Here is an 11,208-nt window from a genome sequence, read left to right as displayed (position 1 = left end):
CCCCGCAGGAAAGACAGAGCGGCGGCAGGGCGGCCTGCCGGAAACAGTGACGCCGCCGTCTGCCGCGGCTGAGATATTCTTATGGTTTTGCGTGATTATAACAAATAAAATGCTTAACTTTGCATTCGACTGAAAGATAAAAGAATAATGGACGATAATTTCGATATAAGAAAAGAGTCGCTGTCGTCGGCCGAGAAGGAGTTTGAGAACGCCTTGAGACCGCTGCGCTTCGGCGACTTCAGCGGACAGCAGAAGGTGGTGGAGAACCTCGAGGTGTTCGTAGAGGCCGCCAAATACCGTGGCGAGCCGCTCGACCACACACTGCTGCACGGCCCTCCCGGACTGGGAAAGACCACGCTGAGCAACATCATTGCCAATGAGCTTGGCGTGGGATTCAAGCTCACGAGCGGTCCGGTGCTCGACAAGCCGGGCGACCTGGCAGGCATTCTGACATCGCTCGAGCCTAACGACGTGCTGTTTATCGACGAGATTCACCGCCTGTCGCCCGTCGTTGAGGAGTACCTATATTCGGCAATGGAGGACTACCGCATCGACATCATGATCGACAAGGGACCGTCGGCACGCTCTATACAGATTGATCTCAACCCCTTCACTCTCGTGGGGGCAACAACCCGTAGCGGACTGCTCACCGCGCCGCTGCGCGCCCGATTCGGCATCAATCTGCATCTGGAATACTACGAACCCGAGACGCTCACCAAGATACTTAAGCGCTCGGCATCAATACTCAAAGTGCCGATAGACGACGAGGCGGCCATAGAGATAGCGCGCCGCAGCCGCGGAACGCCCCGTATAGCCAACGCCCTGTTGCGCAGGGTGAGAGACTTCGCGCAGGTTAAGGGCACGGGACGCATAGACACAGCCATATCGAAGGTGGCGCTGACGGCGCTGAACATCGACCAGTATGGCCTCGACGAGATTGACAACAAGATTCTGCTGACAATCATCGACAAGTTTAAGGGCGGCCCCGTGGGCATCACCACCATAGCCACGGCAATAGGCGAGGACGCCGGAACCGTTGAGGAGGTGTATGAGCCTTACCTCATCATGGAGGGATTCATCAAGCGCACGCCGCGCGGACGCATGGTCACGGAGCTTGCCTACAACCACTTCGGCCGCAATCCGTATGCCGGCAACGTGATGGAGCCCGACCTCTTCGGCATGGGATAGGCCATGGATGCCGTTAGAAAGGAATGACGTTAAACAGAGAAAATAACACTACAACAGATAGAATTCAATGCAGAGAACAGGCATTTTCGTAGGAAGCTTCGACCCCTTCACCACCGGTCATCATGCCATCGTCAGACGCGCGCTGCCGCTGTTCGACCGGATTGTCATCGGCGTGGGCTTCAACGAGCGCAAGAAATACATGTACAGCGCGCAGACAAGGGTGAAGGCCATTGCGCGCCTGTATGCCGACGAGCCTAAGGTGGAGGTAAAGGAGTACAGCGACCTCACCGTCGACTTTGCCCGCCGCGAGGGCGCCGGCTTCATCATCAAGGGCGTGCGCAGCATCAAGGACTTTGAGTATGAGCGCGAGCAGGCAGACATCAACCGCAAGATAGGCGGCATAGAGACCATCCTGCTGTATGCCGAGCCTGAATATGAGAGCGTGTCGTCGAGCATGGTGCGCGAGCTTATCCACTTCGGCAAGGACGCCGCCGAGTTTCTGCCCGCACCTGAGCAGGGACGCAAGACAGAGATTAAGGAGCCTTAAGACGTGCCCGCAGAGGGCAATATAAAGCCTTCTGACGCACTTAAGCGCATCTTGGCTATAACTTACCGCACGCCGTGCGGCAAGCCTTCAGAACGAAAATAAACAGCAAAATATGATAACATACAACACCGACGGCGTAAAAATGCCGGCAATAAGAAAGCGCGACACATCGGCATGGATAAAGGCCGTGGCCGCCGAATATGGCCGCAAGGTTGGCGAAATAGGATATATGTTTGTCAACGACGACAAGATTCTTGAGGTTAACAACGAGTATCTGGGCCACAACTACTACACTGACATCATCACGTTCGACTATGACGAGGACGACACAATCAGCGGCGACATAGTCATCTCGCTCGACACCGTGCGCTCAAACGCCGAGCAGCTGGGCAAGGACTACAACGAGGAGCTTCACCGTGTGATTATCCACGGCATCCTGCATCTCTGCGGCATCAACGACAAAGGCCCCGGAGAGCGCGAGATTATGGAGGCTGCCGAGAACAAGGCGCTTGCCATGATTAAGCTCTGAGAAGGATTGAGGGGATAAGAGTAATGGGACCAATAAGACTAATGGCCGTGCAACAATATCAGCACAGGCGCCATATTAGTCTTATTGGTTCCATTTCTCTTATCTCGTCAGCCCTTTACTTTCCCTCTGACAGCTCCACTCCTTTCTTAACGATGTCGCTTGTTTCGTTGATAATCTGGAAGTATTCGCTCATGTCGAAGAGGTCGCGCGCCACGAGGGCCTTGAGCTGTGTCTTCAGATAAGGCAGCGTGCGCTGCAGCTCTTCGTCGTCTTTCGGCTTTATCTTCTGCTTCTCCGCCTCCTTCATTATCTCGTCGATAAGTTCCTGCGGCACCTCAAAACGGCTTCTGAACACGTCGAACGTCGGGTAGTCGCTTGTCAGTTGCTTGCGGTTCTTGTCGATATATTTCAGGTCGGTGTTTATCACAATGCCCTTCAGCACGAGCTGACGGTGGAACTTGGTGTACTGAAGCGTGTCCAGAGGAACAAACGTGTCGGGCATTATTCCGCCTCCGCCGTACACCACGCGGTGTTCTTTCAGCGTGTAGAACTTCAGCGAATCGGCGAAGTGAATGCTGTCTCGGTTGGTCAGTTCGCCGTGTTTCAGACGCTTCTCAAAGTCCATCGCGTAGTCTTCCAGGTCGCCTTTGGTGTAAGGTTTCTGTATGCAGCGTCCCGAAGGAGTGTAATAGTGGGCAATGGTTAGTCGTATCATAGAGCCGTCGGGCAGGTCGATCGGGCGCTGAACGAGGCCCTTTCCGAATGTGCGGCGGCCGATTACTATACCTCGGTCGTGGTCTTGTATCGCTCCGGTGACAATCTCTGCGGCCGACGCCGTGAACTCGTTGACGAGCACATACACGCGTCCTGTCAGGAAAGAGCCGTTGCCGCGCGCCTTATAGTCCATGCGTCTGATGCGGCGTCCGTCGGTATATACAATCAGATCGTCCTTCGGCAGGAACTCGTTGGCTATCTCCACGGCAGCCTGCAGATATCCTCCGCCGTTGTCCTGAAGGTCGAGTATCAGGTCTTTCATGCCCTCGGCTTTCAGCTTCTCCATACCTTCCATAAACTCCTTGTATGTCGTCGCGCCGAAGTTTCCTATCCTTATGTAGCCTATCTGCGGGCGAATCATGTAGACGGCGTCCACGCTCTTCACCGGAATCTTGTCTCTCTTCACCGTGAAATACATCACGTCGGGCACGCCGCGGCGCACAATTCCCAGCTTCACCGTTGTGCCGCGGGGTCCGCGCAGACGCTTCATTATCTCCTCTTTCTTCATCTTCACGCCCGCAATGGCAGTGTCGTTCACGTTCACTATGCGGTCGCCAGCCATGATGCCCACCTTCTCCGACGGGCCTTTTGACACGGGCTGGATGACGAGCAGCGTGTCGTCAACCATGTTGAACTGCACGCCTATGCCGTCGAAGTTGCCCTGCAGCGGTTCGTTCATGGCCTTCACTTCCTCCGGGTCGGAGTAAGATGAGTGGGGGTCGAGCTTCTCCAGCATGCCCCTTATAGCGTCCTCAACGAGCTTCTTCTCGTCAACCGAGTCGACGTAGAGGTTGTTTATTGCCATTTCGGCTATCTGCAGCTTGCGCAGCGGACTGTCGTAAGAGAAGTCGATGTTCATCTGCGCGCCGGCAGGAAGGCACGACACGACAGCCGGTGCCATGGCAACGAGGGCCTTGGTGGCCGTCTTTGCCAGTGCGGCTTTTATCTTTTTGATGGTTGTGTTTATCATTGTTGTGATGTTTCTTTTATGGGATGATTGTGGGGGATGGGACTTATGGGAGGAACGGATGTCGTGGGAGAGAAGGGAGGAATGGGACTGATGATGCGCGGATGAATGACTCTTGCATTGTTTTCATGCTTACTCTGCATCGTTTTCATGCTTATTCTGCATGGCTTTTGTGCTTATTTTGCATGGTTTTCATTCTTCTACTGCATATCATTAATGCCCTTTCCGCATGCTCATTATGTTTCATCAGCATTGCCGTTGGGCTTATTCTGCGTCTCCTTTACGTTCCTTTTGCCCCTTGTCAGAACTTTTCTTCCTCTTCGGGACGGTCTTCCTCTATCACCAGGTTGTCTATGATGAAGTTCTGTCGCTCGGGCGTATTCTTGCCCATGTAATACTCCAGAAGCTTCTGCACCTGGTCGGTCTTGTGCAGAGTTACCTGCTCGAGGCGCATGTCGGGGCCGATGAAGTTGACAAACTCGTCGGGACTTATCTCTCCAAGACCTTTGAATCGGGTTATCTCAGGGTCGGGACCAAGCTCCTCTATTGCCTTTACGCGCTCCTCGTCGCTGTAGCAATAGCGGGTGATGAAGTCGCCCTTCTTGCCTTTTACGTCCTCGAGCGCCTTCTTGTTGCGCACCTTCGTGCGGCGGTTTCTTACGCGGAAGAGCGGCGTCTGAAGCACATATACGTGCCCCTTCTTGATGAGTTCGGGGAAGAACTGCAGGAAGAAGGTTATTATGAGCAGTCGGATGTGCATGCCGTCGACATCGGCATCGGTTGCAACAATCACCTTGTTGTAGCGCAGTGTGTCGAGTCCGTCCTCAATGTCGAGGGCTGCCTGAAGCAGATTAAACTCCTCGTTCTCGTACACCACCTTCTTTGTCAGTCCGAAAGAGTTGAGCGGCTTGCCCCTGAGAGAGAACACAGCCTGCGTGTTTACGTCGCGGCTCTTGGTGATAGAACCGCTCGCTGAGTCGCCCTCGGTGATGAAGATGGAGCTTTCCTCCTTGCGGTTGTTCTTCACGTCGGAGAAGTGTATGCGGCAGTCGCGCAGCTTCCGGTTGTGCAGGTTGGCTTTCTTGGCGCGCTCGCGTGCCAGCTTTGTCACTCCTGCCATCTCCTTTCTTTCCTTCTCGCTGGCCTGAATCTTCTGCAGCATCACCTCTGCCACGTCGGAGTGTTTGTGCAGATAGTTGTCCACCTCGTTCTTGATGAAGTCGCCTACGTACTTGTTCACGCTGACGCCGTCGGGGCTCATGGTGAGCGATCCGAGCTTAATCTTGGTCTGACTCTCGAACATCGGCTCCTCAACATTGACGGCTATGGCAGCCACGAGGCCGTTGCGGATGTCGGTATATTCAAAGTTTTTGTTGAAAAACTCCTTTATCGTGCGGGCTATGTGCTCCTTGAACGCGCTCTGGTGAGTACCGCCCTGCGTGGTGTGCTGTCCGTTTACGAACGAGTGATACTCCTCGCCATACTGGTTGGTGTGCGTGAACGCTATCTCGATGTCTTCGCCCTTGAGGTGTATTATGGGGTAGATGCCGTCGTTGGTCATCGTGTCGTTGAGCAGGTCTTCAAGTCCGTTGCGGCTCAGAATCCTGCGTCCGTTGTACATGATGGTCAGTCCTGTGTTCAGGTAGGTGTAGTTGCGCAGCATCGTCTCCACGAAGTCGTGGTGGAAAGAGTAGTTCTTGAAGAGCGTGTCGTCGGGCACGAAGTATATGTATGTACCCGTCTCGTCCTGCGTCTCCTCGGTTGTGTCGCTCTTCAGCACGCCGCGTTCGAATGTCGCCGTGCGCACCGTTCCGTCGCGGTAAGACCTCACCTCGAACCTGGAGCTTAGCGCGTTGACGGCCTTGATGCCCACACCGTTGAGTCCGACGCTCTTCTTGAACGCCTTAGAGTCGTATTTACCTCCGGTGTTTAGCACGCTAACAGCCTCGATGAGCTTGCCCTGCGGTATGCCTCGTCCGTAGTCGCGCACCATCACGCTGAGGTTGTTGTCTATGTCAATCTCGATGCGCTTGCCGGCGTTCATCTTAAACTCGTCGATAGAGTTGTCGATAACCTCTTTGAGCAACACGTAGATGCCGTCCTCGGGCATGGATCCGTCGCCAAGTCGGCCGATGTACATTCCCGGTCGGGTGCGCACGTGCTCCATGTCAGACAGGTGCCTGATATTGTCGTCAGTATACTCGGTTGTAATTTTATTCTCTTCGCTCATAAAATTCCAAAATTAACAATTAAAAGTTAAAAATTAAACATCGTGGCTGAAACATAATGGCGGCGGAATGTGGTATTGTCAGCTATTTCTTGCTGTCTACACCCTTCAATGATCTCAATATTGAGACAAGAAGACTTATGATGTTCTTCAAGTCGGTGTTCATTGAGTAGTAAATCTTGTCTTCCAGTATGTCTGTCGAGTGGAGTAGTCACAACCAGTATTTGGTTTCAGACGCTTCTTTGAGCGCGATGCTCATCTTGCTTATAAAGTCGGCTTTGCTTTGTGCAAATTCAGCTTCATAAAGATTGGCACCTATGCTGGTGCCGCAACGCAGCAGCTGGTCGGCAAGCGAGTATTCACGTTTGGTTTCCCTTATGAACCTGCTGCACTTAACAATGCGTATGGCGAACTTCTCCGCCTTTTCTTTCACAATGTTGTTGCCGTCAGCCATAATCAACGTTGTTTAATTGTTACCACACTTCTGCCAGCTTAAGTTGATATGATCACCGCCTGCCATCCCCCTCGCTGTTTAATTTTTACTTTTTAATTTTTAATTATTTTCTGCCGTTTTTCCGGCAGAAAATCTACAGCCATTTCTTGTAGCAGCGTCTTCTCTTGTGGAGGATGGTTTCGAGATACTGCCATTGGCTCTGCACGTTCTCGTTGGTCTCCATCTCAACCTGGCTCTCGCCCCATTTGAATCCGTATGCCTGATAGCGCGGAATGAGGTCGTAGAACATAAGTGCGTTGGCACCCTTCATGCGGTATTCGGGCAGCACTCCGAGCAGCAGCAGGTCTACGCCCTCGGTCTTGTGAGCCTTCAGTGCCCTCAGCACGTGCCACCATCCGAAGGGCCAGAGCCTTCCGCGGCGGCATTTCTGCAGTGCCCTGGCAAGCGACGGGATGGTTATTCCAACGGCCACGGGCTTGTTGTCAGCGTTGCGGTCTTCAACGACGGTGATGAGGCTAAGATCGGCAAGCGGGAAATACATGTTGATGTACTGCTGAATCTGCTTGTCCGACAGCTCTGAATATCCGTAAAGATCCTTGAAGCAGGTGTTGATAAGGTCAAACATCTTCTTGCCGTATCCGCCCTCAAACACATCCTTCTTGGTGAGTTTCCTTACGTGCAGGTTGTAGCGCTTCTGTATCATCTCGGCTATCTTGGTGTATTTCTCGGGCACCTTGTCTGGCACCATGAGCTTAAACTCCACATAGTCGTTGTCCTTCTCGAAGTCGCCCAGCTTCTCCATGTGCTCCGGATAGTACGGATAGTTGTATATGGTGGCCATAGTGCCCAGCTGGTCGAATCCCATTGTGAGCATGCCTTCGGGGTCGAGGTCGGTGAATCCGAGCGGACCTATCATCTCTTCCATGCCTTTCGACTTGCCGTATTTCTCTACGGCGTCGAACAGGGCCTTAGACACGTTGATGTCGTCGATGAAGTCTATCCATCCGAATCTGACGCACTTGCGCCCCCAGCGCTTGTTGGCGCGGTGGTTGATTATGGCTGCCACGCGGCCCACCATGCGCCCACGTCCGTCGAACGCCATGAAATACTCGGCCTCGGAGAACTCGAACGCCGCGTTCTTGTCCTTGCTCAGGGTGTTCAGGTCGTCGCTGAACAGTGTGGGAACGTCATACTCATTGTCCTTGTAGAGGTCATAGTGAAAGTCTATAAACCGTTCAAGGTCTTTCTTAGTTCTTACTTTTTTGATTTTAATCGTTGACATTTGTCTTACTTTATATTAGACAACTTAAACATGCAAAAATAAGATTTTTGCGCCATATAAAAAAATAATTCACGCTAAATCAGCCTTTTTAATACATTTTGGACGTTGTAAGTGAGCTTTTTACGCATTTTTGCCACATTGTCCGCGCCCTCCTCATGCAGTGCCGCGGCGGCGTGTCCGCAGCCCCGTTTTTGCGTGCCCTGAAGATGCCTGCCGTGCGCCCGTTTTCCAAAAGGCCATGTTTTAGCTTCTAAAAGGCCACCTTTTGCACGCTAAAAGGCCGTCTTTTGCAGCCTAAAACGTGGCCTTTTGCAACGCATTGAATGTCAGTATGTTACAAAGGCGGATAAAAGTGGCGTTCCGTCGGGCTGAAATCTGCGCCGCGATGTCATTTTTTCGGGTGGCCGTCACGTTTTTCGATGTATCTTTAAGGCTTTTTATTCATTGCGCCTGAACATGCGGACGATAAATTTAGTATCTTTGCACTAACAATCATTCCGCGGCACGGCTCATGTCAGCATAACGCGCCGCGGCACTTGACATACAAACTTTTAACCTGTAAAGATTATGAACGCAGTTATAGAAAACATGAAGACTCGCCGCAGCGTGCGCGCCTTCGATTCTGAAAGAATGCCCGAGCGCAGTCTTATCGAGGCTGTTGCCGAGGCCGGAACTTACGCCCCCACGGGCCGCGGGGCACAGTCGCCGCTGATAGTTGCGGTAACGTCAAAGGCAGTGCGCGACCGCCTGTCGGAGCTTAACGCCGCCGTGATGGGCACCAAGGCCGACCCGTTCTACGGCGCTCCCGTGGTGCTCGTTGTGCTTGCCGACCGCACACGCCCCACTTATCTCTACGACGGCTCGCTCGTTATGGGCAACATGATGAACGCCGCTCACGCCCTCGGACTTGGCAGCTGCTGGATTCACCGCGCCAAGGAGGTGTTCGACAGCGAGGAAGGCAAGGCAATGCTCCGCAGCTGGGGCATTGAGGGCGACTATGAAGGCATAGGCCACTGCGTGCTGGGATATGCCCTCGAAGGTGCCGTCAAGCCGGCTGCTCCGCGCAAGGAGGGTTATGTCAGATTTGTTGAATAAGGCGTAACGCTCTCTGAACGATGAACATTAACATGACCGAATGGGTTAAGGCCGTCATCAGCAGCCGAAAGGTGGCGGCCCTGCCCATAATGACTCATCCCGGAATTGAGATGACAGGGCGGCGCGTCATTGATGCCGTGAGCGATGGCGAGGTGCACTTCAACGCCGTAAGGGCATTGGCCGAACGCTATGACACGGCTGCCGCAACAGTGATAATGGACCTCACGGTTGAGGCCGAAGCCTTCGGCGCTGACATCGCCTTTGAGCCCGACGAGGTGCCGGCTGTCAGGGGACGCCTGCTGAGCAGTGCCGACGACATAGCCCGTCTGCAGGTTCCGCCGCTGAGCAACGGCCGCGTGCCCCAGTATCTAAAGGCCAACCTGCTTGCCGCGCGAGCCATAACCGACCGCCCCGTGCTTGCCGGATGCATCGGACCTTTCTCGCTTGCAGGCCGTCTCTACGACATGTCGGAGATTATGATTCTGATATATCAGAACCCCGACGCTGCCGCCATGCTGCTCGACAAGTGTACCGACTTTATCCTGAAATACTGCATCGCCCTGAAGAAGACGGGTGCCAACGGCGTTGTCATGGCAGAGCCTGCCGCGGGACTGCTGTCTGACGACGACTGCATGCGCTTCTCTTCGGTGTATGTCAGACGCATTGTCGAGGCAGTGCAGGACGACAGTTTTATCGTGGTTCTTCACAACTGCGGCAACACAGGGCAGTGTACCAACGCCATGACTGCCACGGGAGCCGCCGCATATCACTTTGGCAACAAGTGCGACATGGAGCAGGTTTCGCGCCAGGTGCCGCCCACGGCTCTCACCATGGGCAACCTCGACCCCGTCAGTCTGTTCAAGTCTGCCACGCCCGACGAGATGCGCCGCGCCACCACAGACCTGCTGCGCAAGATGAGCAACTATCCAAACTTCGTGATATCCAGCGGATGCGACACTCCGCCGCACACTCCGTTTGCCAACATCGACGCCTTCTTTGAGGCCGTCGGCGAGTGGAACAGCAAGCTGTAAGCGCAGGTTCTGTCAGCTCTCCAGAGGCCTTGCGGCATGACGAAAAGGTCATGGTCAGCCTCGATTCATATTGACAGACCCCGCCAGACATACTTAACTACATAAGCCGCTGCACCCTCCGAGGGCCGCAGCGGCGTCATGCGGCGCAGCGTTGTGCCGCTTTTTAATCAGAATAAAATGCTAAAACAGGAAATAACTTTCGACGACCTCAACATCCTTCCGTCTGAAATCTACGAGCAGATGGGCTATGGCGACGCCGTGCCCGACGCTGCCGTGCAGGCCGAGACCTCTGCCGTCATGGAGCGCATAAAGGCCGTTCTGCGCCCGCGTTTCTGCTTCTTCATCACCCCCGGACAGCTCGATGCAGAGCAGCACGTGCTCACCGTAGGCTCAGTCAGCTTCAGCGTGGGGCGCATCATCAGCCGGCAGCTGCGCGGCTCGCAGGCTTTCGCCTTCTTTGTGGCCACCGCCGGCGAGGAGTTTGAGCAGCTTCAGCACCGTCTGAAGGACGAAGACGACATGGTGAAGGTGTTTGTTGCCGACTCAATAGGCAGCGTCATAGCCGAGAAGGCGGCCGACTGCATGGAGCTTTCGCTGCAGAAAGCCATTGATGAGCGCGGCTGGCGCCACACCAACCGCTTCAGTCCGGGCTACTGCGGGTGGCATGTCTCTCAGCAGCAGATGCTCTTCCCCCTGTTCGGCGAGGAGCGTCCGTGCGGCGTAAGCCTTACCGACTCGAGCCTTATGGTGCCCATCAAGTCGGTCAGCGGCGTGATAGGTCTAGGTCCTTCGGTGCGCAAGCTCGAATATTCGTGCGGCCTATGCGACTTCAAAGACTGCTACAAGCGTCGCCGCAAGAAGTAGTCTGCGGCATATTTAGCCTTATGCCGTGTATCATCAAGTGTTGCGTTGCCTTTCGTTATGCGCCATATCGCCTTACATTATATGCCGTGTCGCTTTTCATTATGCGTTCAGTTGTCTTTTATAGTCTGGCATATCGTCTTTTATTATCGTGCGTATAATCCTTTAAAACGGGCCTTTCTGCCTTTTTATTGCGCGTCAGACATAGCTTGAAATATATAGAAAAGCGCGGCAAGTCCATATCGGACTTGCC

Annotated in this window: 10 protein-coding genes; 6 read left to right on the top strand and 4 right to left on the bottom strand. The window is 53.9% G+C overall.

Features of this window, described 5'->3' with window-relative positions; genetic code table 11:
- The first annotated feature begins 147 nt into the window (after nt 1-147).
- From ruvB to ybeY, 3 genes are all read left to right on the top strand, one after another.
- Nucleotides 148-1,188, top strand: a complete 1,041-nt coding sequence (gene ruvB, locus QVO66_RS12195) for a Holliday junction branch migration DNA helicase RuvB (protein WP_021855772.1) — start codon at nt 148-150, stop codon at nt 1,186-1,188.
- 67 nt (nt 1,189-1,255) lie between these two features.
- A complete protein-coding gene (gene coaD, locus QVO66_RS12190) occupies nt 1,256-1,735 on the top strand; it encodes a pantetheine-phosphate adenylyltransferase (protein ID WP_021855771.1) in 480 nt (159 codons plus the stop codon).
- Nucleotides 1,736-1,847: 112 nt separating this feature from the next.
- A complete protein-coding gene (ybeY, locus tag QVO66_RS12185) occupies nt 1,848-2,264 on the top strand; it encodes an rRNA maturation RNase YbeY (protein WP_021855770.1) in 417 nt (138 codons plus the stop codon).
- Between the two features lie 115 nt (nt 2,265-2,379).
- Here the strand turns inward: ybeY and QVO66_RS12180 are convergent, their stop codons facing one another.
- From QVO66_RS12180 to QVO66_RS12165, 4 genes are all read right to left on the bottom strand, one after another.
- The gene (locus QVO66_RS12180; RefSeq protein ID WP_441295438.1) at nt 2,380-3,939 is read right to left on the bottom strand and encodes a S41 family peptidase; all 1,560 of its coding nucleotides are present in this window, start codon (nt 3,937-3,939) and stop codon (nt 2,380-2,382) included.
- Between the two features lie 367 nt (nt 3,940-4,306).
- Nucleotides 4,307-6,235 carry a DNA topoisomerase IV subunit B gene (locus QVO66_RS12175; protein WP_021855768.1) on the bottom strand — a complete coding sequence of 643 codons (1,929 nt, stop codon included), beginning with the start codon at nt 6,233-6,235 and terminating at the stop codon, nt 4,307-4,309.
- Between the two features lie 208 nt (nt 6,236-6,443).
- Nucleotides 6,444-6,686 (bottom strand): four helix bundle protein, encoded by a 243-nt coding sequence (locus QVO66_RS12170; RefSeq protein ID WP_021855767.1) that lies wholly within the window; start codon nt 6,684-6,686, stop codon nt 6,444-6,446.
- 133 nt (nt 6,687-6,819) lie between these two features.
- Entirely contained in the window at nt 6,820-7,968 is a 1,149-nt protein-coding gene (locus tag QVO66_RS12165) for a hypothetical protein (RefSeq protein ID WP_021855766.1), read from the bottom strand.
- A 567-nt stretch (nt 7,969-8,535) separates the two neighbouring features.
- Here QVO66_RS12165 and QVO66_RS12160 point away from each other — a divergent pair.
- The 3 genes from QVO66_RS12160 to QVO66_RS12150 all read left to right on the top strand — a co-directional run bounded on the left by QVO66_RS12160 (nt 8,536) and on the right by QVO66_RS12150 (nt 10,958).
- Nucleotides 8,536-9,063 (top strand): nitroreductase, encoded by a 528-nt coding sequence (locus QVO66_RS12160; RefSeq protein ID WP_021855765.1) that lies wholly within the window; start codon nt 8,536-8,538, stop codon nt 9,061-9,063.
- A gap of 20 nt (nt 9,064-9,083) precedes the next feature.
- Nucleotides 9,084-10,094 (top strand): uroporphyrinogen decarboxylase family protein, encoded by a 1,011-nt coding sequence (locus tag QVO66_RS12155; protein ID WP_021855764.1) that lies wholly within the window; start codon nt 9,084-9,086, stop codon nt 10,092-10,094.
- Between the two features lie 177 nt (nt 10,095-10,271).
- Nucleotides 10,272-10,958 (top strand): vitamin B12 dependent-methionine synthase activation domain-containing protein, encoded by a 687-nt coding sequence (locus QVO66_RS12150; protein ID WP_021855763.1) that lies wholly within the window; start codon nt 10,272-10,274, stop codon nt 10,956-10,958.
- The last annotated feature ends 250 nt before the right edge of the window (nt 10,959-11,208 follow it).

The organism is Prevotella sp. CAG:255, assembly GCF_000431195.1.
In the GTDB taxonomy this organism is placed as follows: Bacteria; Bacteroidota; Bacteroidia; order Bacteroidales; family Bacteroidaceae; genus Prevotella; species Prevotella rara.
The sequence above is the reverse complement of the archived record's forward strand: the minus strand, read 5'-3'. Positions and strand labels throughout refer to the sequence as shown.